Raw genomic sequence first — 24883 nt, 5'->3', positions numbered from 1 at the left:
CGTATTGAGGAGCGGGGCTTTTGCGTACCCTCCAATGAGGGTGAAAGTGTTTAGAAGAATGCCAGTATCTGCACAGTCTCCACGAGACTAGAATTTGCGGCAGAATCAGAAAGAGCCAGCATAATCGCCAGCAGAAGACCTCCGCCGAAAAGCACCAGGAACATGCCACCAATGGCTACGCTAATCCAGTTCAAGATACGACCAGCTGAAGCAGCCACACCATAACGCTCTGCCTCATTAGCCTTGAGAATACCGATAACACCCAGAATCAGGGAAGGCAGACCAAACAGCCACCAGCTGAGAGTCACTATACACGCCAAGCTGATAATACCCAGCACCGTGGAAGTCTGAGCTGCCTTCTCACCGGCAAGCTGCTCGGGGGTCTTCTGCAAAAAGCCCACAGGAACCATCATGGGCTGACCATACTGGTCGGGCTGCTGGTACTGCTGACCGTACGGGTCATACTGATTCTGACCGTACGAATCCTGACCGTACTGGTCGTAGGAATACTGATCGTAGGAGCTCTGCCCGTACTGGCCGTAAGAACCCTGACCATACTGACCGTACTGGCCGTTCTGGTTGTACTGCTCGTTCAGACGGTTGTAGTCCGGGTTGTAATCGTAGGGGTCTGAACCTCGAGGATTCTGAGACATGGCATCTCACTTTCGTACGGCTGGTGTGCGTTAAACCTAATTCACCCTAACCCATGAATGGAACGGGTACAACTACATCCGTCTTCCAAGCCTATAACAACGCACCCCAATGCATTAGCTAGCCGCTCTAGCGGACACGCAAAAGCCCGCGGACACACGGGGCGCTCGCGGGCTTTCTGTAGCCAATCTCCATGAAGGATGCTGGCTAAAACGCTATAAGGTCCTAGCCCAGGTTCTTGAGAGCACCCAGCGCGACAACAATAATGCTCAGGACCAGAGCAGTACCACCGATAATGGAACCAGTCAGTGCCAGACCACGGGACTGCAGCTCAGGGACACGCAGAGACGCCAAACCAAAAGCCAGGCCCAGTGCGCTGAAAAGCGGGCTTAGAAGGACCAGACCAATAGCGCCAAATACAATAGCGAGAATCGACAGAATCTTCGCCCTCTTCACCTGAGCCTGCTGCTCGGGGGTCAGCACCGGCTGACCATACTGGGGCGCCTGCTGGCTGAACTGGGGGTCCTGGTTGAACTGGGGCTGGGGGTTATTGGGGTTTTCAGACATGATTTCTCGCTTCGCTGAGTGATGAGGTGCCTCTGATGTGCTGTATCGGAAGATAAAACGTCAGAGATGCCCTCTATTTATCGGTTGGGACTCATGCAGTGTATCGAACATGCTTATGAACCTCAAAGCCCCTAGCCCATAGTCCACGACGAAAAACCCGCGTCAGGTGACCATAAAAACTGCTACAGCTAAGCAGGCGGACACGCAAAAGCCCGCGGACACACGGGGCGCTCGCGGGCTTTCTCTGACCAGTAGCTATGAACGATATTGTCTAAACATGCATCATGACCAGAATCAATAGCAGCATCTCGAAAGGCACAGTCAGGATACCAAGCAACATGTTCATAACTCCCAACGCAACACCAGCCACACGCATATGACCGCGGTGGCGCGAAGCAATCGCTAGAACCCAGCCCGTAAGACCCAGAAGAAGGGAAGCGCCTCCGCCCGTCAAATAATTCAGCACAAAAACACTAATCAGCCCAAGAACACCGATAATGACCGAGGCCATCGCAATAATCCAGCCCTGAGTGTGTGTGTTCTCCTGTTCGGGAAGAACATACACCGGCTGCGCAAACTGCGCAGGATGCGCCATAAGCTGTTGGTTGTTGAAAGCCGGGTTATTCACAGAGGAGGAGGGAGCACCCTGAGGAGGCTGAGTCTTCTGAGGAACCTGGGGCAACTGAGGAACGGTGGTCGTCACGGGAGGGAGCCTTTCTATCTGGACCGCAATGTCGCTTCTACCCTCAAAGCTACATCACCTAAATACCTCAAACGCCTAAATTCAGGGTATTTAAAGGTTAAACAGCTTTATTCACATGTTTCTCGCAGGTAAAGAAATCATGGCGGTGAAGGGATAGCCACCACCCCCGTCCACCTATGCCTCACCGACCACACAACCCGAATTGACCAAGCGCAAAACAGCCTATATTCTTATAGGGATGCGCTCACGAGCGCACCGTGGAGACGTGCCAGAGCGGCCGAATGGACTTCACTGCTAATGAAGGGTCGGGGTTAAACTCGACCGGGGGTTCAAATCCCCCCGTCTCCGCCACAAAAAGCCCCGTACCGGCTGGTACGGGGCTTTTGCTTTACCCATTTCATTCAGGCACAAAGCCTAGAAACTCCTGGTTTAGAAATTTCTGGTCTAGAAGCTCTTGAAGTCCACGAGGCGCGCATCCGCACCATCAAGCAGAGCCCACTCCCCCGGCACCTCAAACACCGCAATGGAAGAGGGCGGGAAACCGTAATACACATCCATGGACGCGTTCGGGTCAGAATCCGGGCTCATCAGGCGCTGCGCGGTATCCTGCACGCCGGGCAGATGCGACACCACCATCAGAGAATGAACATTCTCCGAAACGCTGTTGATGCGCGCAATAATGCGGGACGCAGACACCTCGTACAGCCCCTCATCCAGATGAGCGGTAGGCGCCTTCGCCCCCAAACCATCCGAAACCCAAGTCGTCGTCTGACGAGTACGCAAAGCCGACGACGACATAATCTGCTCCGGAATATAACCGCGAGCCGCCAGCCAGGCGCCAGCAGCGGCAGCCTGCTCATGGCCGCGCTTCGTCAGCGGACGATCAAAATCATTCAGACCCCAATCAGCCTCCGCATGGCGCATAATAATCAGACGCTTGACCCCGCTGCGGTGCGAGCCAGATGCAGTGTTGGAAGAATTTTCAGCCATACACTCATTCTATCTAGAGGGCGCCGGAACGTGCCGCACGCCGCCACAGCACGCACACTAACACCCCCAGGCGGGCACAAGTAAACCCCGGCGCACCGGCATCACGCCAGCACACCGGGGTGCACTCTACAGAAGCTAAATTCTGTACACGCTAAATCGAGTATTCCGGAGCAGCCCAGACAACAACCTCGGGGTGCTCAAAGAAGCGGTAACCCTGACCGCGCACCGTACGCACGGTACCCGACAGGCGACCCAGCTTCGAACGCAGACGACGAATATGCACGTCAATCGTACGCTCATGCGGATGCTCGTCACCGGAGCTCCACAGCGCCTTCAGCAGCTCCTCACGACCCACGGTGCGGGAAGAGTTCTCCACCAGGTGTGCCAGCAGCTCGAACTCCTTGAAAGTCAGCATGAGCGGCTCACCATCCAGGAACACCTCGCGGCGTGCCAAATCAATCAGCACACCCGAAGAGTGGCTATTCGTGGTCTCTGCTTCGCGGGCAACATTCGCCTCCGGGTGCATGTACATTGCGGTCGGGTCGCCGAGCGCATTACGTACCACCTCAAGGTCGCTACCCTCAGCGTTCACCGGAGCCAACGCCACAGCGGCGTACGACTCCGACTCGGGAGCCAGGTGGTGTGCATAAGTGCGCAGATCCTGAACAATACGCACCAGGGAGGTGCCGTTCGCTGCAGCAAGTTCCTCGTTCAAACCCACATAGAGCACAAAGCCGCGTGCCTCATTTTCCTGAGCCTGCTTATGGGCAGGGTCACCGGCTGAGAAAGTCATCGGACGCAACGTTGCGGCCTGCGCAACGGGACGCTGAGGCTGCACGACCTGGCGCTTAGCGGCGCGGCCGCGCTGGGAGATGTGCACATATCCAGGTACAGCGCCTGACATGATTCAACCTTCTCTCAAAGTCTGTGTACGGGATCCCTGTCGTACGTAGTGTGGGGTGCGCCGGAAGTGACGCGGAGCTAAAACAGTCCCCAATACCTGTTCGAGCTTCAATCCTCTTACTTAATATTTCTCCTATTTGACGGATAAATCAAGCGGATTCAGCATAGTGGATTCATCTTTATGGGCGAGAGGAGTACAATGCCCCCTCTCATGTTTTAGGGTTTCAGGGACCACCTGAAGCTTTCAGCATTTTTTCCTTATAAATATTCATAGCTTCTTTTATTTACTGGTTTCACCCTGTATTTTCATGTGAAGCTGTGAATATGCTCAATATATTTTGAATCCCTCAAGACACTATAGTGTTCCTCATCACATACTATCGAGGGTGTTTCATAAACCCACACAAGCGCCCAACAACACCATAAACACCCAAGACAGCAGACCGTTAGACACACATCCCCCAACACCACACCATATAACCTGCGCACAGCCTCCAGCAGACACAACAAAGCGCCCCCGCACATGCTTAAACATATGCAGAGGCGCCCCACTCACATCACGTGAATAACGCTGAAAAACTACTCAGCCAGACCGTACAGGCGGTCACCAGCATCGCCCAGACCCGGAATAATGTACGCCTTCTCGTTCAGACGCTCATCACGAGCAGCCAGGAACAGGTCAACATTCTCCATACCCTCAATACCCTTCTCCAGAGCAGCAATGCCCTCAGGAGCAGCAATCAGGCACACGCAAGTCACAGACTCAGCACCACGCTCACGCAGGAACTTAATGGCCTCAATCAGAGTGCCACCGGTAGCCAGCATCGGATCCAGCAGGTACACCTGACGACCAGTCAGGTCCTCCGGCAGACGCTCAGCATAAGTCACAATATCCAGGGTCTCCTCATTACGAGCCATACCCAGGAAGCCCACCTCAGCGGTCGGAACCAGACGAGTCATACCCTCCAGCATGCCCAGGCCAGCACGCAGAATCGGAACAACCAGCGGCTTCGGATCAGCAATACGAACACCGGTAGTAGTCGCCACCGGAGTCACAACCTCAACCTCTTCCACACGAATCTCGCGAGTCGCCTCATAGGCAAGAAGGGTCACCAGCTCATCAACCAGCTGACGGAAAATCGGGGACGGGGTGTTCTTATCACGCAGAACACTAATCTTGTGAGAGACCAGCGGGTGGTCAAGAATCTTAATACGCATAATACGATTTTACCCACCCCCGAATCAGCAAGCACCGGCAAAGCCCCGGAAGTGGCACACACCCTATAAAACGAGGCGAATACCGCCGCGCAAACACCCACCAACACCACCCCAGAACAATCCAGGCATGCAAAAACCCGCCGAGACGAATCTCGACGGGTTTTCGTTGGTGCGGTGGTGGAGGGATTTGAACCCCCGTTGGCTTTTACACCAAACATCATTTCGAGTGATGCACCTTCGGCCGCTCGGACACACCACCAACAGTGGAAAACTATAGCACACCCCCAACAGGAGAGCAAGAAAAACCACGTGCGGCAGCCGGGTGTCGCCCTCTTCACGGCCCCTTTTCACCGTGCCCTTTTCGACACCCGACACCGAAGTCCCGGCTACGTCTACAGACCCCAACAGGTCCGCCTAATGACGGATATACCCATCTACAACCAGCATGACAGCACGCGTTGCATCCTCAGCATTGCGCTCCGCCTGATGCACTTCACGATCCATAGCAAACATGTAAATCGCGCCGAACATAGAGATCGCAATCGCACGAGGATTCTGAGCGGTATCAACCGTATAGCGGCGAGCCACAGCCTCCGTCATCTCCTCCAAAAAATCCAGAAGATTCAGACGGTTATCGCTCATCGCCTCAGTCCAACCATCCGCACCCTTCCACGCCTCCGAAAGCCACATCCGAGTAAAACCCGGACGGTCCTCAAGATACTGGAACGCGGCGCGAACAGCACTCCGCAACGCCTCACGCGGATCAGAATGAACCGACGCCGCGCGACGCGCATCGCTCAGCAGCAACTGCGTGCCGTACTGAACCAGCTGATCCACCATGGTCTTCTTAGAACCGAAGTTGTAATACACGGTTCCCTTAGAAACACCCGCCCGGGCAGCCACCTCTTCAACAGTGGCGTACTCAAGCCCCTTTTCGGTCATGATTTCCATAGCAGCGTTGAACAACTTCAACTGAGTTCTACCTGTACGGCCGGGACGACGACTTGAAGCTTCAGCGACTGGGCGCTGCAACATCAGCAGTCCTCCCTCCCTTTTTGCAGATATATCTCTATTTTATTAGACAGTTTTCCCCCGGTGCGACCAAACAGGGTTTGTTACACCGTAATCTCCGGAGCCAGCTTCTTCAGCGACCACGTACGATCACGACGCGTGCCAATGTAACCCAACATCAGACCAGCCAGACCCCACAGAGTCAAAACCAGCATGATGCCCCACAGGCTCGACTCATTAATGCCATACGCCAAACGACGCGTACCCGCCACCGCATAACCCATCGGGAAGAAATCATGCATCCAACGAATCGACTCAGGCAAAGTCTCATACGGCATCGTGCCGCCCGCAGTAATCAGCTGCAGAATCAGAATGACCAAAGCAACAAGCTTACCGGGCGCACCCAAAATCACCGTCAAACCATGAATGAAACCGGTAAAGACCAAAGCCACATAGCAGAGGAACAGCCACACCAGCCACGGATGAGCCATCTCAAAGCCCAAACCAAACTTAATCGCGGCAAACATCAAAGTCGCCTGAGCAATACCCACCAGGCCGAACGGCATCCAGCTACCGAGCATCACACGAATCGACGGAGCATGCGAAGCCAACGCACGGTTATTCATCACACGCAACGTCTGAACCAGCATCAAGCCGCCAATCCACAACGCCAAGCACATGAAGAACGGGCCCATGCCCTCACCATAGTTACGGCCCGACGCCAAGGAATCATGCGACAAAGTCACCGGGTTCGACATCGTATCCGCAACCTTCGCCTGATCAGTCGGCGCAAGGCTCGGAACCTGCTTAACACCAGAAGCCAGGCCGCTCTCCAGCGACGAAGTACCATCCTTCAACTCGGAAGCACCATCATTCAGCTGAGTAGAACCATCAGACAGCTTCGCCGTACCGTCAGAAAGCTGCGACGCACCGTCCTTCAGCTCATTCGCACCATCAGCCAACTTCTGCTGACCCTCAACCGCAGATTGCTCCTTCTCCGCCAAAGTACCGCTACCATCCTTCAGCTCGGCAGTACCGCTCTTCAAAGAATCAGTACCCTCCTTCAGCTCAGAAGCACCACCAGACAAAGTCGCAGAACCACTCGCAAGGCTCGAAGCACCCGAAGCAATCTTAGAATTACCATCAGCCAGGCTCGCCGAACCTGACGCCAACGAGGACGCGCCAGCATCCACACGAGCGGCGCCATCAGCTACCGACGAAGCGCCCTTGGCAAGCGAAGACGCACCGGAATCCAGCGAATCCACGCCAGCAACCAAAGTCTGAATCTTCACCGCAGTCGACGACGAACCATCAGAAATACAATGGCTCGACTTCAATGCGCTCAGCTTCGACAGGGCATCAGCAGCGGCAGCATCACGAGTAGCCAGGTGCGACTGCAGAGCCTTCTGATTCAGCTCAGCAACCTCATTCTTCGTCTCCTCAGAATCAACAGCAGCCACCAGCTGATCAGCCTGCTCCTGAGTCAACGTACCCGCCTCAACCAACGGCACCAACTGAGCACGCATCTTCTGCGCAGTCGCAGACACCACAGTATTCGACAAGTCACGACCAAAATCACCACTACCAGCAGACGTATCCGTCTCATGCAGGCGCGTGCACATCGCATTCAGCTCAGCCGGCAACTCACGAATACCCGCCTGATCCATACCTTCACGCATCTGATGGATACCCGACGCCAAATCATTAGCGCCCTTCGCAACCGCCGCCGAACCACTCTTCAAGCTCGCAGTACCCTCAGCCAGAGTCGCCGAACCGTCCTTCAACTTCGCCGCACCATCAGAAGCAGACGCCGCAGCCGAAGCCAAAGTCGACGAACCGTCCTTCAAACCCGACGCACCATCGGCAAGCTTCGACGCACCAGAATCCAGCTTCGCCGCGCCAGAGTCCAAAGTCGAAACACCATCAGCAAGCTTCGCGGCACCCTCCGCCAACTGCTTCTGACCATCCAACAACTGGGACTGACCATCAGCCAAGGAGGAAGTACCGTCCTTCAGCTTCACGGCACCATCATTCACCGTGGCAGTGCCGTCCTTCAGCTGAGTGATAGCATCCGCCAGCTTCACCGTGCCGCTATTCACCTTTGACGCACCATCAGCAGCCTCACCCATCTTCGAATGAATAGTCGTGAAGCTAGCCAACAGCGAATTCGCCGTAGAATTACCGACCTTCTCAGCCACCGAATCACGCACCGAAGTGCCCGCCTTCGTGACAATATTCGTCAGTACATAGTTATTGGCATCATTCGTAATGACCTCAATACCCGCAGAACGCGCATCAATAGTGCCCGTCTTGCCGTCAGCATCAGGCTTGAACGAACCGGCACTCTGCAAATTACGGGAGAAATCCTTAGGAATCACCATCGCAAAGTCATAGGTGCCGTTCTCCACGCCCTCAACAGCCTCAGCGCGGGTCTGCACCTGACGCCAATCAAACGTGCCAGCGTCTAGAAGGTTCTTCTTCACGTCCGCACCGGTATTCACCTGCTTACCTTCAGAATCCTCAGCGCCCTCATCCTCAACCACCAGGGCACCCACAATGCCATTCACATGGCCGTAAGCATCCCAGTTACCGTACAAGTACAAGGCGCCGTACAGCAGAGGAATGCAGGACATCGCAAGCAGCACCAGAACCGGCAGAACACCGCTGGTCAGGCGCTTCAGCTCAACGAGTGCAACACGCAGAACAGTCATTCTTACTCCTTCTCAGCGTTTTCGCCATGTTCGGGGGAATCATTGGAGGGTTCAATCTCACCCTCAACAAGAGCCGGCACGTTTTCCCCAGGGGCTTGTTCCTCAGGGGCACGACCGACCACAGCACGCGCACCATGCCAGGACTCAGAAATATGCGGAACAACAGCCACCACCGTGCGCGGGTGGTCCTCATCGGCGGCAAGCTCCTCCAGATACGGAAGCCACATGTACGTGTGGTTCAGGTGTCGGGAAGGAGTATCAAAAACCAGCAAGTCAGAGGGGCTATGCTGCGCCAAAGCAGCCATCAGCTCAATGTTCATCTCGCCACTAATCTCATCCATCCACAGGCCGTCCAGCTCCTCAAGACCGCGCTCGGCCAACCAGCGGCTCGCACGGGAACGACCAAAAATCGGCAGGTTATAGGAGAGCATCTCCGACACGTAATCATGCACGCGCATATGCTGCTCAGGAGCAGTCACATCAGGAGAGTCCACCACGCTGCTGAGAGCACGCAGACGCTTCATCGAAATACGGCGAGGCTCATCATCGCCTTCGCTCCAGCTAATCGTTCCGCCGGACAGGGGAAGGCGACCAGTCAGCGCCAACGCGAGAGAGGTACGCTCTAACTGGCTATCCGCCTGAACAATAATGACTTCACCCTCACCCACTGAGAAGGTGGTGCGGTCAAAAAGCGGAGTGTGGCGCCCTTTCGCCCAAATATTGTCAACGCTTAACACGGTTATATCCCCTCAGAGAATGGATGGTTCGGGTGAGTTTCTGGGAGTCATCCGCGGGCACCACGCGGGGTGTAGAACGTCAGGCGCAGGCAGGCGGAGGCTCCAATGCCTATATATGGTAGACCCGGTTGTGTGTGATGTGGTGGGCTTTTCCTGAAAAACAGGGGTCATTTTTGAAATTTTTGAACTATTTTTCAAATAAATGGGGTTTTTCGTACAAATAACGCGAAAAGCCACGCAATCTCTGCGCGGCTTTTCGCGTTATACAAACCATCTTTTAGGGGTGATGCCTAGAGCAGGTCAGGGGCGGCGTTCCTTAAAGAAGTCCACCATCAGCTGTGCACACTCATCAGCACGCACCCCCGCATACACCTCGGGAACCGGAGCAACCCTGCCGTCACGCAGTACATCGTAACGACTGCCAGCAGCCCCCGTCTTCTCCTCCCAGGCGCCAAAAACCACCGTCGAAACGCGCGACGCCAGGATCGTGCCAGCACACATCAGGCACGGCTCAACCGTCACCACGAGCGTGCACCCGTCCAGGCGCCACTGACCACGATGCGCCGCCGCCTGACGAATCGCGTTCACCTCCGCATGGGCACTGGGGTCATGCTCCCGCTCGCGGGTATTGCCTGCCGAACCAATAATGACACCCTGCTCATCCACCACCACAGCACCGATAGGAATCTCGCCACGCTCACCTGCGGCGGCACCCTCGGCGAGGGCGCGGACCATCCACTCGCTGTGTTCGGGGCGAGCGGGAATATCGCTGAGCACAGCGGAAGAGCCGTCTGTGACCGTCAATTTTGAATATTCCGAATATGACATACAACCTCGTCAGGGGAATAAATAAATGTTAATAGGCGCAACTAGTGGGTGGCAGCCAAAGAGAAAGGATACACCGCAGAAGCACCCGCCAGCCGTAGCTCACGCGCCACAGCCGTAAACGCCCACCGCGAATCCGCCACATCAGAAACCAGCAGAACAGGGCACCGATGCTCACGCACATAGTCCAGAACCTCTGCAGGCACCCGGTACGAGCACAGCACATCCGCACAACGGAACGCGCTATTACCGCCAAAGAAACGCGGCTCCCCCACCAGAGATACCCGACCCAAATCCACCAGGCGACCCACCGACGCAAGCCCCCTACCCAGAGACTGAGCCAAACGAGGACGCACCGGCGAAGGCAAAGTCAACACCGCCACCGGACGACCCGCCTCAGACCACTCCCAAGCGGCAAGCACCTTCACGCAGGCGCGCCCCAGCTCGGCAGGGACCTCAGAATCAACCGGTTCACCCAGTTCATTCGTCGCCAGAAGCTCACGCAGACGAGTACCGTACCCCATGTCGCTCAGACGCGCCAAAGCGTAACCGGATTCAGCCTGCTCGTCCTTAGACAAACGACCGCGCGGCGCATCCGCACCCATCAGCTGGTCCAGCCCGCTCGGCCACATGCGGCGCGGTTGCAGGGGCACGCCCACCGTATTGAAGCTGCTCTGTGCCGCCTGCTGCGCCTCAGCGGGGACTTCAACCGGGTACCAGGGGCCCGCGCACACATCGCAACGACCGCAAGCAGTCGCGGAAGCATCATCAAGCTGCTGAGCTAGGAAAAGCATACGGCACTGACTAGTACGTTCATACTCGAGCATGGCATTCTGCTCCACCACACGCGCCTGCGCCACCGCCGCATAACGGGCGCTATCGTACTGCCACGGCGAAGAGGTTCGATGCCAATAGTTGCCTTCCTTCACGGCGGCACCCTCAACGTCCAGGACCTTCAGCAGAAGCTCCAGGGTGGAGCGGCGCAACTGAACGCGCGCCTCCAACGCGGTAATGCTCAACCCCTCCGGGGACTGGGCGAGGGCATCCAGCACCGCCAGCGCCTGCTCCTCATTGGGCATGGAAGCGGTCGCAAAATACTCCCAAATGGCGCGGTCTTCACGACCGGGCAGGAGCAGAACATCAGCGTTAACGGCACCTCGTCCGGCGCGGCCAATCTGCTGGTAGTAGCTCACCGCAGACGACGGCGCCCCCAGGTGCACAACAAAACCCAAATCAGGCTTATCAAAACCCATACCGAGGGCGCTCGTCGCAACAAGAGCCTTCACCCTGTTTTCCTTGAGTGCCTGCTCTGCAACCAGCCGCTCATCCGGGTCAGTTTTACCGGTGTAGGCGAGCACCTCGTACCCGCTGGCACGCAGAGCATTTGCGGTATCTTCTGCCGCAGAGACAGTCAACGTGTAGATAATGCCCGAACCGGGCAGGCTGTTCAGGTGCGTGAGCAGCCAACCGATGCGTTGCGCCTCATGAGGCAGGGTCAGAACACCCAGGCGCAGGGACTCGCGGGACAGCGGACCGCGCAACACATGCACGGGTGCGGTGGTATCAGTGCTGAGCTGTTCGGCAATATCGCGGCTAACACGGTCATTCGCGGTTGCGGTAGTCGCCAACACCGGCACACCCGCCGGCAGAGATCTAATGAGCGAACCAATACGGCGGTAGTCGGGGCGGAAGTCATGGCCCCAGTCAGAAATACAGTGCGCCTCATCAATGACGAGCAGACCCAGGCGCGGCAGCAGGTACGGTAGCCACTGCTCGCGGAACGCCGGGTTATTGAGGCGTTCGGGGCCCACCAGGAGCACGTCGAGCTCATTAGCTTCGAGGCGGGTACGGATTTCATCCCATTCGGTGACGTTCGCGGAGTTCACCATGGCGGCGCGCACTCCCGCGCGGGATGCCGCCTCGACCTGATCACGCATGAGGGAAAGCAGCGGGGAGACGATAAGCGCCGGGCCCATACCGCGGGCACGCAACAGCAGGGAAGAAATGAAGTAGACCGCGGACTTACCCCAGCCGGTACGCTGCACGACGAGGGTGCGGGCGCGGTCGGCTACGAGGGCGCGAATCGCCTCGTACTGGCCGCCGTGGAACTCGGCATCAGCGACACCGGTGAGGCGGCGCAACACTTCGCGGGCTTCAGTGTGCAGAGGGTCAGCGCACAGGGAGTCCGCGGGGCTGGAAGCTGACTGCTGGGGGTTCATGGTTCTCTCCAACGGTGGGTGGTTGGGGCGTTCGCTACGCCGCGACGCGCCGTGCTCTCTTTCCATCATGTCACACCCCGTATCCTCCGGCTCTGCGGATGGTCATTTCTTGGGGAGGCACGCGAGCGCCGCGTCACCTCGGGTTGTTTCGCCATGCGGGCGCCGAGATTTACGCCTCGCTCACCCGTGCATCCGGCGTAAATGCCGGTAGAATTGTGCCAGTAATACACAGCCTCCGCATAGTTTTGCACAATGTTCACCATAGGTACGCTTTCTATGCTGGTGTTACTCCGCCGCCGATCCGTGCGTGCGGTCCACTCACAGTTCAGGATTTTTCATGACTTTTCTTGCCACCGCTTTGGCGCATCTTCCGGTTGCGCTCTTGGGTCTCGACCTTGAGCAGTTCCTGCTCGATACCGGCCCCTGGGTTCTGGTAGTTTCGGCAATTATCGTATTTATTGAGTCCGGTGTCCTTTTCCCTGTTCTGCCGGGTGACTCCCTGATTTTTGCTCTGGGTATGCTGCATGAGCAGATGGGCCTGTCCCTGTGGGTTGCGTTCCCGGTCCTGGTGCTGGTTGCTATTGCTGGCGCTGAGGTTGGCTACCAGATTGGTGCCCGTTACGGCCGTAAGATCTTCAAGGATGACGCGAAGATTCTGAGCACCAAGAACCTGCACACTACTGAGGAGTTCTTCCAGAAGCGCGGTAGTTTGGCTCTGGTTCTGGGTCGTTTCGTGCCGATTGTTCGTACTTTTGTGTCTCTTGCGGCTGGTATTTCTTCGTACGACCGTAAGAAGTTCCACCTGTGGAATATCGTTGGTGCGGTTGCGTGGATTGGTTTGATTGGTCTGGCGGGTGTGCTGCTGGGCGGTATCCCGTTCGTGCACAACAACATTGAGTACATTGCTGTGATTATTGTGGCGGTTTCTGTGGTGCCGGTTATTATCGAGTACCTGCGTGGCCGTTCGAAGGCGAAGCAGGAATCTGCTGAGTAATACGTGAGTCCTTCTCGGCTCCTGAGCCGGGGATGATAAAAGGTGGGGATACCGTCTGGTATCCCCACACCTTTTTGCGTTCTCTCAAACCCGGTGGAGGTGATACCCCGGAAGCCAGCTACACCTCCGCGAGGTTACTTTACGCACATGCTTCGAAGGTCCTCGTGAGCTTTGAAGTACTGCAATACCTGCGGTTGAGCCAGAAGAATAATGATGGCAATATGCAAGACAACATCAAGTGCGGTCCTGCCTATAAGCAGCACAAAGAAGATATTAGGATCTCCATAGTGGTATGCGCCTGCTAGCCCAACCACTTCTAGGACGGGCACACCAGCCTGACTCAAAACGGGGAGCAACAGCAAGCCCGTTAGGTTAAGGGTGAGGTATAGCGCACAGTCAACGATGACCAGTATGTGCGCCCAGCGGGCTCCTTGCCAGAGCTGCCAGATGACGAGCCCGCCGATAGCGGTAAAGCCAATCCATGAAAGATCAGAGAACTCCACACCACGCCAGCTCATCATGTATAGGGATGATAGGGCGGCCAATACCATCACGGCGATTGCGCAGCCCATCGCCGCACGCAGGGCGACAGGCTGCGAAGGGACGTAAACGACTCCGTAGGAGCCCAGCATGCCGTATGAAGGAGCGGGTGCGCCCGGGACCGGAAAGTTCGGTGCTGCGGCGTTTGGCTGAGATGCCGGGCCAGTAGCCGAAGAGTTGGGAGCGTTGTTAAACATCGTCGTTCTTTCTTGTATGTGCCCCACGCTGATGCGTGAGTCGGTGATTGTTCAAGAGATTGTTCAAACCTGGCAGGCTCATGCGAAGCCTGCCTCAAGAGGCAGGCGGGGTTGCGCCCCGGTTAGTTATGTTTAGCGCACGCCCATGCGTCGCAGGTCTCCACGCATATGGATGTACCGCCCAACCTGCGGCTGGCAGAGAAGAACAATAAAGAAGATACGGATGATGAAATCAAAGGCGAGCTTCACATACATACCCTCAAGGGTCATAAACGGACCAAAAAACATAAACCTGAACGCTTGCGAATTATAGTCATTGCTCAGGAAGAATCGGGAAGAGCCAGCTACAACCAAAATATCCAGAAGCATACGCAGTGCGCCCTCGATAATAATCACCACTCGCGCCCACTCATAACCCTCATTGAGGTACCAGGCAGAGACTACTCCAAGCACAATAGGGAGAATCATCGTAAGCCCCATGGTTGCGCCTGCCAGTACATACGCAAACATAAACTCTAGACCCACAAGAGGCTGCAGGGGGTACGTAAGCAGGAGCAACATCACGCAAATACTTACCGTCCAGATGGCAATGGGGCGCGACGGAAGAGTAATAGCGCGCTGAGTACCCGGCACACCATGCACGGGGCGGGCAGCTACAGGAACCGGAAGCTGAGGCGCCACTGCGGCGGGTGCCGCGAAGTTCGGTGCCGGAAAGTTCGCTGCTGCGGCGTTAGGTTGAGCTGCCTGCGGTGCCAGCGTGCCCGCGGAGGCACCGGAAGTATTGTTAAACATCATTGTTCTTTCTCTCGTATGCTCGCACTGTGGTGCGTCAGTCGGTGATTGTTGTGCTCGTATAGGTAGATTTGTCTTAAACGTACCTAAAAGAGTTATTTGATGTAGTTAGCTGAGAGAATAATACTTTTTCAGTATAGGGTAAGCTCTTCGAGCCTAGTAACGTTTTTATACGAAGCCTGGAACCTTTTAGGTAACTCAAAGGGTTTTACCAGCTAAAAGATTTCGATATTTAACGCAAAAGGGTGGAGATACCGTCTGGTATCCCCACCCTTTCGCATTCTCTCAAGCCCAGCAGAAGAGGCACAGAAATTTACCGCCCCCAAGCTCTGTTTGATGCTCACGCATCGGGCTCTATCACCGCCTTCTCACGTCAACAGGCCTTTAGTATGAGCCAGCCGCGTACGTGTATCGGCGCATACCTGGAGTGAACAGCAATACCGCTATCACCGCATGGCAGACAGTAGGCAGATTTACCAACGCAAGAACAAAGATGAAGTGCGCCAGCTCGGCGCCGCTCAGCGCCTGCACATCAACAGAGTTGAAGAGTATGACGGAACCAAAAATAGAAAAAAGACCGCCCAGCGCACCGAGAACACTCAAAATAATACTGACGATACGCGCCCAATTACGCCTCAGCCAGAGGAACAACAGGGCAATGAGGGTCACCGCATCCATCAGGATAATTTTGACCAGCGCAGGGATCGTTACTTGCACCAGCGCCTCTGAATTCATGGAGGTGTGGTTCGACTCCAAAGCACTCACAGTAGACTGGGTTGCCCCAATCAGAATAACCAGCGCAGTAAGCACCGTTACCCATATCAGAGCAGCAGGGCGGCCGTTAGAACGCGGCTGATACGGCTGGTTCTGCTGATAGTGCGGGGCTAGCCCCGGAGATCCATATTCTGACATCATTGTTCCTTTCTATGTTCCCCATCCCGCGCTACGGTGCGGGGGTCGAGGGGTGTTCTCCCCTGATGATGTGCGTTCGCCGTCCTCATCATCAGCGAAAAGCTCTCGAAGTTCCGCCGGTACCTGACCGGCAGCCTGTCTCGTCTCAGACATCATCTGCTGATGTTCTAGTGCACGTGCCCCGCTAACGATTTGTGTGTACATCCTAATAGGAGCACGAGTCAGCAGCACAATCATTAGGATATGAAGGACAAACATAAGAGTGCCGCTAACGGTATCTACCAGGTAAGAGGCTGAATACGAAGACCCGCCTATCGCCCTGGAGGAATACCTTGAGTCCATGAAATTATTCGCAAAAATAAGCACACCGTTAGCCACTGCAAAAGCATTGCCGATGATGGTAAGAATGCGCGCCCACTCACGGCCATCCCAGACTTTCCAGAGGATAAAGATCGGGATGATGGAGGCGAAGAGGGTAAACGCCAGCATAGAGAAGAGAGTTCTCACCACCATCTCAAAATCGATATACGACTGGCTTGGGAGCAGGATCCGAAGAGAACTGCTAAGAACCATCAACGCAATCATGGCGACTGCACACCACATGACGTTGCGCATAGCCTTAGGGCGCTCCGGGATTACCTGCTCGGCGGAGACAGTCGCGGTGTAGCCGGTAGTGGTTTGCTCGGGGGTGCTAGCGTCGTGCTCGGAGGCGCTGCCGCCGGGTGCGTTGCCCTCCGCCGCGCTGTTATCTGCGGCGCTACCGGAAGTTACGTTATTGAAGGCGGCATCGCCTCCTGCAGTGCTATTTTCAGCCTCGTCGGAGGGCAACAGCACGCTGTACTCGGGAACCGTGTACTCCGGGTCATTCAACGGTTGCTTTGGGGTGCGTTCTGACATCATTGTTCCTTTCTACTCTTCGCGCCCCGCCCCGCACGCTATAGCGCAGGGCGGGTGCAGAAGAGAGTTTCCCCATGAGGAGGGGCATCTTGCCCTAGTTGAGGCGGTAGCCTTCTTCGGTGTACACGGAAGTGTCCTTGTAGCCGCGCTGTTCGCTGCGGGAGTTCCTCCGTGCATCCGTGCGGCGGGTCCTCTTGTACTGTTGAGCGACCGCTTCTTCAGCGCGTCGGTTAGCTTCCTTTTCTTCCCTGCGTGTCTGTTCTTCTTCCAGGTGAGTACGCGTTTCTGCATCCTGATGCGCAACAATCCAACCGTCACCGGCGTTCACCTGTTCACGTGCTTCTATCCATGCCAACCTCGCGGTAGCCATAAACGACCTGGTGGGACGGCTAATGAGCAGCACAACTATCAGCAGGTAGAAGGCCGTAAGAAAAGCTCCCATAATGTCACTCACCACGATGGAAACTACGTAGTCTCGGGGCCTTGAAGTCAACGATTCATCCGCCAGTCTGGAGAAATAATCAGCCGAGATGAAAGATTGCAAACTTAGCGCCCCAACAAAAACCGCAAAAGCGCTACCGAAGAGGGTGAGGAAGTACGCCCATCTACGGCCCTTCCACAATCGGCGGAGGACAAAAATGGGTATGAGAGAGAAAATGAAGGTAGCAAATATGCCTGAAATGATGATGCCCGGCATATTTTCCATAACGCGGTCTGGCACCTCGTTATGGATAGATACATAGATACGTTGGATTGCGGACAGAATAATAATCGCTGTAGCGCACCACATGACGCCGCGTAACGCCTTCGGGCGCGGCGGGAGCACCACCTTAGGCACGGCAGGCGCGGTAGAGCCAGCAGTAGCCTTCTCGCCCCCGTGTGCTTGCTCGTGGGGCTTACCCGACTCACCAGCGGAGGCGCCACCAAGATTGGGCTTTACACCCGCCTTCTGGGCGCGCTGAACCTGCTGTATCTCATCCAGCAGGCGGTTCTTCTCCGCCGGATCATTCGAGAGCGCATAATCGGCAGAAAGCTCACGCAACAGCTGCTCGGTAGAGTCCTTGACCGGGCCTTCTTCCTTCTCAAGCTGACGAAGAACATCCTCACGAGTCAGCTCTTCTTCATCCTCAGCACCCGAGGTGCTTTCCTCGATAGCCCTCATCTGTTTCCGAATCACCGCAAAGCTCGGAACCGCGCCCACAGCCGGGCGGGTCAGCAGAAACATCAGAACAGCGCTACCCGCCGTAATGACCGCGACCAGAGCCTGCGTCACGATAGACGAAGCGGCGGCAGGATGCGACGCCGGATCCAAAGCAGTGAATGCAGGGAAAAGTACCTGCGCCATACCAAAAACACCGGCGAAAGAAAGCACACCGCTCACACAGCACAGCAGCAGGTACAGCATCGTCAGGCGGCGCGGATTAATGTACCCGTCTTTGACCCACCCCAGAACAATCCAGAGGACCGGCACCACAATGACGGCGTCAGGAAGAACCTTCGGCAGGGCATAACTAAGGAACGAGCCAATGTTCACACTACGACCCGCAGTAACGAGAATCTGGTACGCATCCAAGAGGAAATACACCAGGATGAGCGTCATACCGATGGAATAGGCTTTACCAAGAAGCTCCAGTCCCCGGTTAAATTCCTGTTCCCTATCGCCAACTATGCCAAGGTTTCTTTTCGCCTCTTCAAACGCCGCCCGCTCATCATATGTGCGCTTCGCGGCGCCGGGGCTAGTCTGCGATGAGGATTCGTGCGCAGGTTCGGAAGTAGGGTGCACGAGTCGTCCTAACTGTGGTTGGGTGAATAAAATTATCGGTGAGCCGCTGACCTGTGTCTCACAGTGCCCGCGGCAAGAAATGAGGCTAAATCAGGTAATCCTCGCTACGGCGCACACGCCAATCACGGCGTGCCTCCATATAAGAACGCGACTGACGCGACCACACCAACGCCAACGCCACAACACACACCAGCATGTACGGACCCGCAATATACACCGGCGTGTACAGCGGCGAAGCGCTACTGAGCAGCAGCTCAACATCCTGGCTCGGCGCACCATTCAACGTGCCCAGAAGAGCCGCCACAGTCAGCATAATCAGCAAAGAAGCCAAAACACCCAACGCCAACGCCACCGACAGCACCAACGCCGCCCACCGGTAACCACGCAGATACGCCACCGTGCAGAAACCATGCAGGGTCACGTTACCGAACGCGCTGACCATCAGGAAAAGCACCGGATAGTACGCCTGCGCATCCACCAGCGACTGGGCGCGCCAGGTCGAAAAATGCGACAAATGGGTAGTCGCATAGGAGACGCCGGTGTACGCAATCAGCGCCAGCCAGCCCACAGCAATAACAAGCAGAACCCAACCCGCCACAGACACGAGAGTGGGGGTGGCGGGCTTCGTAGGATGCGTGGTGTTCGGAGCGGATGGCGGAGAGGACTCGACGGCGGACATAGCTGAATCTTTCGGATATCGGCTGATAGTGTGCGGAAAACGTATGAGCGAGTGTGTGATGTGAGTGTGGGCGGCGGCGCGGCGTTCGTCTACCGCGCCGCCTCAAAACTTTAGGCAGAAGTGGACGGATCAACCGTCGCAGAAATACTTTCAGGTAGCAACGGAGAATCTGCCCGATTCGCCATCGCAATTCGCAAGTTGTTGAAGCGGTAAATGGTCAGCAACGATAAACCGACCTCGCTCAACCAGACCAAGCCCAAGACAACAAGTATCAGCAGGGGGTCAAGCCCCATCGAAACCCCAGCCCAGTCGAGCATCAGCAGCAGGAACGTAATCGGTGAAAGCACCAGCCCCACGGCAACATACCCAATCAGGGAGCATATAGCCCAAACGCTATATACGGAGGCATCCGCCGAGTCTTTGGGCGGGCGCATCAGCGGCCACATCTGAACCACCAGGTAAAGCGCCGCCACAAAACCAAAGCAAATCGCCAACGGCTGCGTGTACTGGGAGATAATGAGGCCTTCAACCAGAGTCAAAATACACAGGATAACCGCGCGGACTAGGAGGTTCTTCTTGAGCTTCTGCTTGCGCTCCTTCACCTCATCAGCGGTATAGGTGCGCAGAAAAGCGGGAACCTGACCCTGCCCCGGGAACGGCGGCAGAGGACCCGTCGGGTGTGTACGCACCACAATCGGAGGGTTCGTACCATCCTGAATGATGACGGTAGAAGTCGCCGAAATAACCGGATGCGAGCCAGTCACCACAGGCGGCGCGTTCAGCGGAACGGATACCTCCGGCGTAGCAGGAGTCACGTGACGGATAGGCGCCTGAAAGCGGGTCTGCATACTGATATCTTCATCCGGGTGTTCTGCGGATGAAGCGGCATCTGTGTTCAGGTGTGTAGCGCCCATGAGTGGCCTCCTGGCAGGTGCGGGTCGTGTTTCTGTCTCTACCGTATCACGCGTACTTTAAGGGAATCTGAGCAGTAGCTGGGCGTCGCGGGGAGCGTGTCACACCGCCGCTTATCGCCTCGTTATCACCCCGTCGGAGGCGCGGATACGCGGGGTAGAATCCCCGCCCGCCGGGGCGCGTTAGCCCTACTCCGCTACCTGCGAAGCCTCCGCGTTCGGGTCCTCTGCATGCTGCTGTTCTGCGTTCCGCTGTTCTTCCTCTTGCTTCTTCTGCGTCAGACGCAAGCTCCTACGAACCGCCAAACTATAAAACAGCGAGAACAGAACCTCCAACGCAAACGACGCCATGACCGTCAGCAGGCTCACCGTATAGACCACGCCCACACGGTCCAGCAGCGTCTGCGGGCCCTGCACCGTCACAAGCGCATAGGCAAAGAACGCCGTCATGATCGCCGCCGCGACCCCGGATGCCGCATTCGCCAGCAACACCAACTTCACCGAACGGTTCGCCCGGTAAATCATGGCAACCCACATGTGCATCACCAGGTAGACCAGCGGCACCGCACCAATCGGGAAAAGCGTGACGCGGATAAAGTAATAAACAGTAATCAGCGAGGGAACGACCAGCAGCAGCACACGCACCAGGTACAGGTTCTTAGCCGGCAGCGGGTAATCACTGGTGACATTCCAGAACTCATCAGCCTGCTGCTCCAGCTCATCCATAGCCTGCAGCTGCATAAGCTGCGCCTGCGACATATGCTCCTGCGGCACAAGATCCGAGGAGCCCTCCACCGGCGCAAGCTCGGCGGCAGAAACCGGTTCACCCCGCAGCATACGAGCAGAAGAATCAGCCATCTTAGCCCTCAAAAATGCCGCGAGAACGATCCTTACGCACGCTCTCAGCAGGGAAAATGCGGCCGCTCATGCTGATGTACACGCCCGGCTCCAGCAGGTTCAGGGCAGCAATAGCGGCACCCAGGTTGAAGCCTGCATCCGAACGAGCCATCACGGCGGGCTGCATCGCACCGGTCAGCACCACAACCTTATCGCCCAGATCGGCATGCTCCACCAGGTAGCGGGCGGTCTCCGGCATGGTGTCGGTGCCGTGAGTGATGAGCACCTGGTCGTTAGTGACAGCGTTCAGCGCCTCGGTCAGCTCGGCACGATCCTCATCGGTCATGTCCAGGCTGTCCTTGCCAATCAGCGGGCGAATATCAAAACGGATATCGGTAATCACGCGGTCCAGCAGGTCCTTAGCGGCAGGCTCACCAATATCCATGGTGCCCGCAACGGAGTAGAACTTATCGATCGTGCCGCCAGTGGCAAGAATCGTGATCTCTTCGGGGTTCTTAATGGTGACGCTCACGGATTTCCTCATCTTTTCGGGTCAACGTACACAAATCAAAAACTGCCAGGCCAACCCGGCAGGACACGCCCCACCACACGGAATCAACACGGGGTAAAACCCCGCACACTAGGGTGAAGACGCAAAAACCCGCCGACCCCCGCAAAGCGGGAGGCGACGGGTCGGCTAGTGCGCCCTGTGGGGCTCGAACCCACGACCTGCGGATTAAAAGTCCGTAGCTCTACCGACTGAGCTAAAGGCGCTCCTATCCACACAAAACTGAAAGTGTGCAGATAGAAATACTATACACTACCGGCCCCCAGCCAATGAACGGTACACTGGGAAATCCTATGTCTACACCCGCATCATCAACCGGCGCCTCCGGGCGTACCCGACACCGCACCCACCACCGCCCCGTCCTCTACTCCGCCGAGAAATTTGAACGCCATGAAGGCGGCATGGACCCCGCCGCACGCGAAGAGGCGGCGCATGCCTCCGCACGCATCCTACTGATGCGCGGACGCAACACCGATGAACAGATGACCGAGCGGCTCGTCAGCTTCACCGACGACTACGGTATTGAGATGCTCGCCGAACTCTGGTCGCACGCGAGCGCCCACTCTCTGCCGGGTGCGCTGTGGCGTATGTACTGGCTGCGGGACGTGGTGCATCGTTCACCGCGCGGGGTGAGCCGCGCTTTTGAGCTGGGCATGGCGGAGGATTACCGTTCGCACGTGGTGGCGGGTGTTCCCGACCCGCCGAGTGCCGACGAGGTGGTCCGCACGATTGATGAGATTCTGGCGGGCCTGTACACCGGCGATATGGACATTGCGATGGAACGTTGCGCCGCGTTTGCGCACGTGGTGGCGTTGGGTATCCGCACCGATTATGCGCGCTCTGCCGGGCAGGATGGTGCGGTTCCGGGCAGCCACGAGGTGAAGCGTGAGGCGGTGGAGCGTCGTGCTCGTCTGCCGCGTCAGGCTCAGCAGATGGAGCAGATCGCGCACGATTTGGAGGCGGTCGCCGCCCAGCTGCGCGCCGTTGAGGCTGGTCAGCAGGCTAACGGGGCTTTGGAGGCTGATTCTGCGCAGGAAAAATCACAGACCAACCTCGAAGCATTTTAGTCTTCTGCAACGTTTGAGCACCTAAAAATACGGGTTCGTGCCGCGAATTGGCACAGGTTCCACATTGGGCCGCAAAGGCCTGAAAAGCCTGTTTCCGATTGACTCTGCACCGGGTGCGGGTGGATAATAATTACAAGATGTCGGGTTGCTAATAGGTAGCCCCGGGCTCCAAATCTTTAGCCGCTTCGAGCGGCCTTCCGCCGAGAGGCGCTCCCAACCCGACATCCCTAAACGTTCCGGTGGGGGTCGAGAAATCGACCCCCACCGTTTTTTGTTTAAAACCCCCATGCGTAACCGCGAACAGGGCGGCGCTATAACATTTACTGGTCGTTGCAGTGACGTTTGCAGGTCGGGCGCTCGTGAGATGCGCGCAGGCTATGCGCACCCGCAGCACCCAATACTGGTTAGACTGGGAACTATGCTGCACCGACTTTTCCCCCACGCCAACGAATCCCTCGCCTCCCTCGCTGAAATTTCAGCGCAGGTCGGTGAGGCGGCGGCATTGCTCTCTGAAATGGTCGGCTCCCCCGTCGCGGAGTACCCCGAACTCTTCGAACGCATGCTCACCCACGAGGCGGACTCCACGAACCTGCTGTTCCGCACCCTCACCGAGGTGCGCAGCTCCTTCTCCCCGCCGATTCCGCGTGAAGACCTGTACACGCTGGCACGCAAGCTCACCAACGCCGTTGAGAAGCTCACCAGCGCCGCACACGTGCTGTCCCTGCACAGCATTGACGGCTTCGCCACGCACATCACCTCGATTCTGGACATTATTCAGCGTCAGGCGGTGCTGACCGCCGCCGTCATCCCCAAACTTGCTGATATTCGCGGCCTCGACAACTACTGGATGGACATGCTGCGCATCTCCCGCCAGGCGCTGCGCACCGCCGAAGAATACGACGCGTACATTGCCGAACGCTACACCCCCGAACGGTACCGCCGCTACGCCACCTTCCTGGCGCAGCTGACCGCCGCCTCCAACGCTATGCGTGATGTGTCCGCCGAGATCGGCCGCATTATCGTTCAGGAATCCTAATGCTCCTGGGTCTTCTAGCCTGTTGTGCCTTCATTGCCGCGGTCTACGTGACCGGTGTGCACGACGCCTCAAACGCCGTCGCTGTTCCGGTGCGTACCCGCGCCCTCGGCGAGCGCTCCGCCCTGTACCTTGCCGCGCTCTTCAACGTGCTTGGTGTGGTCGGTGCGTTCCTGCTGCTCGGTGAGTATTCCGCCTCGTGGGTGAGTGCCCCGGAGGGTACCACCGGCCTGAACGGCATTGTTGCGGCACTACTGGTCTGCGCTATTTGGGGTGTGCTCACCTGGGTTTCGAGGATTCCGTCTTCCTCGACCCACGCGCTGGTGGGTGCCCTTGCCGGCGTGAGCTGGTGGACCCAAACAAGGATCGACAGCGCCGCTGAAGGCTTCGGTTCGCTCGCCTTCCTGCCGCATATTTTTGGGGCGACCCTGCTGCCGCTCTTCTACCTACCGCCGCTCATTTTTCTGCTGTCCTGGCTGATGGTGGTGCCGTTCTACCGCCTCGTGGTGGGGCATAACCCGCGCCTGGTGAATCAGCACGCCCGCGAGGTGCTGGCGGTCTCTGCCTCCGCAATTTCGCTGTTGCACGGCCTGCAGACCGGCTACCTGTACCTGTTGCTGTGGGCGCTGCTGAGCGAACGCATCATAGACCCGGATTTGCTTCAATCCCTCACCCGAGGCGGGATGCTGCTGGGCACCATCATCATTGCCCTCAGCCTGGGCGCCGGTACGCTGACCGGTGGCCGCCGCATCGGCTACACCTTCGCCTACAAGATGGTGCGCCTAGACCCGTTCCGTGGTGCGGTCGCTCAGGGTACCACCGCTGTGGTGCAGGTAATCGGCTACTTCCTGCTGCAGGTGCCGTTCTCCTCCTCGCACCTGGCAACAGCATCGGCGCTCGGCGCGGGCGTAAACCAGCGTTTTAATGCGTTGAAGTCCAGGATTGTTCTGCAGATTCTTCTGGTGTGGCTGGTGACCATCCCGGCGTGCTTTGTGTTCGGAGTGCTGGCGATGGTGGCTCTACAGTCCATCCACTAGATTTTAGGGGCGGTGCATGCTCACTGCCGCGGGATAGCCGGGCGGCGGGTTGAGTCTGAACGGTGCGCACCCTCATAATGGTTGAGTTCTTGGGCTGGCAC

General features: G+C 57.0%; 24 protein-coding genes and 3 tRNA genes. 5 read left to right on the top strand and 22 right to left on the bottom strand.

The genetic code is table 11. The features are described 5' to 3' along the window. Window positions 1-50: 50 nt before the first annotated feature. The 3 genes from O3649_RS08010 to O3649_RS08000 all read right to left on the bottom strand — a co-directional run bounded on the left by O3649_RS08010 (window position 51) and on the right by O3649_RS08000 (window position 1921). Entirely contained in the window at window positions 51-653 is a 603-nt protein-coding gene (locus O3649_RS08010; protein WP_371573661.1) for a DUF4190 domain-containing protein, read from the bottom strand. A 223-nt stretch (window positions 654-876) separates the two neighbouring features. Continuing rightward, window positions 877-1218 (bottom strand): DUF4190 domain-containing protein, encoded by a 342-nt coding sequence (locus O3649_RS08005; RefSeq protein WP_303981019.1) that lies wholly within the window; start codon window positions 1216-1218, stop codon window positions 877-879. A gap of 271 nt (window positions 1219-1489) precedes the next feature. Continuing rightward, complete coding sequence (locus O3649_RS08000; RefSeq protein WP_314423375.1) at window positions 1490-1921, bottom strand: hypothetical protein; 432 nt, start codon at window positions 1919-1921, stop codon at window positions 1490-1492. 259 nt (window positions 1922-2180) lie between these two features. On the opposite strand from O3649_RS08000, the gene O3649_RS07995 reads away from it, so the two are divergent. After that, window positions 2181-2272 (top strand) — tRNA-Ser (locus O3649_RS07995). A gap of 93 nt (window positions 2273-2365) precedes the next feature. On the opposite strand, the gene O3649_RS07990 is transcribed toward O3649_RS07995, so the two are convergent. The 9 genes from O3649_RS07990 to O3649_RS07950 form a co-directional block, all read right to left on the bottom strand. Beyond that, on the bottom strand, window positions 2366-2911 hold the full coding sequence (locus O3649_RS07990; RefSeq protein ID WP_371573659.1) for a histidine phosphatase family protein: 546 nt from the start codon (window positions 2909-2911) through the stop codon (window positions 2366-2368). A gap of 151 nt (window positions 2912-3062) precedes the next feature. After that, window positions 3063-3815, bottom strand: a complete 753-nt coding sequence (locus tag O3649_RS07985; protein WP_005507582.1) for a winged helix-turn-helix domain-containing protein — start codon at window positions 3813-3815, stop codon at window positions 3063-3065. A 578-nt stretch (window positions 3816-4393) separates the two neighbouring features. Beyond that, window positions 4394-5032: a uracil phosphoribosyltransferase gene (upp, locus tag O3649_RS07980; RefSeq protein WP_005507583.1), complete on the bottom strand. Its 639-nt coding sequence runs from the start codon at window positions 5030-5032 to the stop codon at window positions 4394-4396. Window positions 5033-5204: 172 nt separating this feature from the next. Then, a tRNA-Ser gene (locus O3649_RS07975) sits at window positions 5205-5291 on the bottom strand. A gap of 155 nt (window positions 5292-5446) precedes the next feature. Continuing rightward, a complete protein-coding gene (locus tag O3649_RS07970) occupies window positions 5447-6067 on the bottom strand; it encodes a TetR/AcrR family transcriptional regulator (RefSeq protein WP_005504416.1) in 621 nt (206 codons plus the stop codon). Between the two features lie 80 nt (window positions 6068-6147). Further along, window positions 6148-8754 (bottom strand): YhgE/Pip family protein, encoded by a 2607-nt coding sequence (locus O3649_RS07965; RefSeq protein ID WP_371573656.1) that lies wholly within the window; start codon window positions 8752-8754, stop codon window positions 6148-6150. Between the two features lie 2 nt (window positions 8755-8756). Next, window positions 8757-9491 (bottom strand): multidrug ABC transporter ATPase, encoded by a 735-nt coding sequence (locus tag O3649_RS07960; protein ID WP_371573654.1) that lies wholly within the window; start codon window positions 9489-9491, stop codon window positions 8757-8759. A gap of 300 nt (window positions 9492-9791) precedes the next feature. Next, complete coding sequence (locus O3649_RS07955; protein ID WP_303975287.1) at window positions 9792-10319, bottom strand: nucleoside deaminase; 528 nt, start codon at window positions 10317-10319, stop codon at window positions 9792-9794. A 41-nt stretch (window positions 10320-10360) separates the two neighbouring features. Next, window positions 10361-12535 carry a RecQ family ATP-dependent DNA helicase gene (locus O3649_RS07950; protein ID WP_371573652.1) on the bottom strand — a complete coding sequence of 725 codons (2175 nt, stop codon included), beginning with the start codon at window positions 12533-12535 and terminating at the stop codon, window positions 10361-10363. A gap of 337 nt (window positions 12536-12872) precedes the next feature. Between O3649_RS07950 and O3649_RS07945 the strand changes: the two genes are divergently transcribed. Beyond that, window positions 12873-13529 (top strand): DedA family protein, encoded by a 657-nt coding sequence (locus tag O3649_RS07945; RefSeq protein ID WP_005507588.1) that lies wholly within the window; start codon window positions 12873-12875, stop codon window positions 13527-13529. A 134-nt stretch (window positions 13530-13663) separates the two neighbouring features. On the opposite strand, the gene O3649_RS07940 is transcribed toward O3649_RS07945, so the two are convergent. The 10 genes from O3649_RS07940 to O3649_RS07895 all read right to left on the bottom strand — a co-directional run bounded on the left by O3649_RS07940 (window position 13664) and on the right by O3649_RS07895 (window position 21851). Continuing rightward, the gene (locus O3649_RS07940; protein ID WP_371573650.1) at window positions 13664-14266 is read right to left on the bottom strand and encodes a hypothetical protein; all 603 of its coding nucleotides are present in this window, start codon (window positions 14264-14266) and stop codon (window positions 13664-13666) included. Between the two features lie 132 nt (window positions 14267-14398). Next, on the bottom strand, window positions 14399-15061 hold the full coding sequence (locus tag O3649_RS07935; RefSeq protein WP_371573648.1) for a hypothetical protein: 663 nt from the start codon (window positions 15059-15061) through the stop codon (window positions 14399-14401). 381 nt (window positions 15062-15442) lie between these two features. Further along, entirely contained in the window at window positions 15443-15973 is a 531-nt protein-coding gene (locus O3649_RS07930) for a hypothetical protein (RefSeq protein ID WP_371573646.1), read from the bottom strand. A gap of 9 nt (window positions 15974-15982) precedes the next feature. After that, window positions 15983-16870, bottom strand: a complete 888-nt coding sequence (locus O3649_RS07925; protein WP_246828668.1) for a multidrug ABC transporter permease — start codon at window positions 16868-16870, stop codon at window positions 15983-15985. Between the two features lie 91 nt (window positions 16871-16961). Next, window positions 16962-18467 carry an ABC transporter permease gene (locus O3649_RS07920; RefSeq protein WP_371573644.1) on the bottom strand — a complete coding sequence of 502 codons (1506 nt, stop codon included), beginning with the start codon at window positions 18465-18467 and terminating at the stop codon, window positions 16962-16964. A gap of 268 nt (window positions 18468-18735) precedes the next feature. Next, window positions 18736-19329 (bottom strand): multidrug DMT transporter permease, encoded by a 594-nt coding sequence (locus tag O3649_RS07915; RefSeq protein ID WP_005504401.1) that lies wholly within the window; start codon window positions 19327-19329, stop codon window positions 18736-18738. A gap of 110 nt (window positions 19330-19439) precedes the next feature. Continuing rightward, window positions 19440-20177: an organic solvent tolerance protein OstA gene (locus tag O3649_RS07910; RefSeq protein WP_303950170.1), complete on the bottom strand. Its 738-nt coding sequence runs from the start codon at window positions 20175-20177 to the stop codon at window positions 19440-19442. Between the two features lie 252 nt (window positions 20178-20429). Further along, window positions 20430-21098, bottom strand: a complete 669-nt coding sequence (locus tag O3649_RS07905) for an amino acid transporter (RefSeq protein WP_371573641.1) — start codon at window positions 21096-21098, stop codon at window positions 20430-20432. A gap of 1 nt (window position 21099) precedes the next feature. Beyond that, the gene (locus O3649_RS07900; protein WP_070832225.1) at window positions 21100-21609 is read right to left on the bottom strand and encodes an asparaginase domain-containing protein; all 510 of its coding nucleotides are present in this window, start codon (window positions 21607-21609) and stop codon (window positions 21100-21102) included. A 169-nt stretch (window positions 21610-21778) separates the two neighbouring features. Next, window positions 21779-21851, bottom strand: a tRNA-Lys gene (locus tag O3649_RS07895). An 87-nt stretch (window positions 21852-21938) separates the two neighbouring features. Here O3649_RS07895 and O3649_RS07890 point away from each other — a divergent pair. The 3 genes from O3649_RS07890 (at window position 21939) to O3649_RS07880 (ending at window position 24782) form a co-directional block, all read left to right on the top strand. Next, on the top strand, window positions 21939-22712 hold the full coding sequence (locus O3649_RS07890) for a histone acetyltransferase (RefSeq protein ID WP_314364529.1): 774 nt from the start codon (window positions 21939-21941) through the stop codon (window positions 22710-22712). A gap of 418 nt (window positions 22713-23130) precedes the next feature. Next, complete coding sequence (locus tag O3649_RS07885) at window positions 23131-23748, top strand: hypothetical protein (RefSeq protein ID WP_005504391.1); 618 nt, start codon at window positions 23131-23133, stop codon at window positions 23746-23748. Next, window positions 23748-24782, top strand: a complete 1035-nt coding sequence (locus O3649_RS07880; RefSeq protein ID WP_070674434.1) for an inorganic phosphate transporter — start codon at window positions 23748-23750, stop codon at window positions 24780-24782. The genes O3649_RS07885 and O3649_RS07880 overlap by 1 nt, the downstream gene beginning before the upstream one ends. Window positions 24783-24883: the final 101 nt, after the last annotated feature.

The organism is Rothia sp. 27098_8_29 (genome assembly GCF_041432785.1).
In the GTDB taxonomy this organism is placed as follows: Bacteria; Actinomycetota; Actinomycetes; order Actinomycetales; family Micrococcaceae; genus Rothia; species Rothia mucilaginosa.
This window is presented reverse-complemented; position numbering and strand designations above follow the sequence as displayed.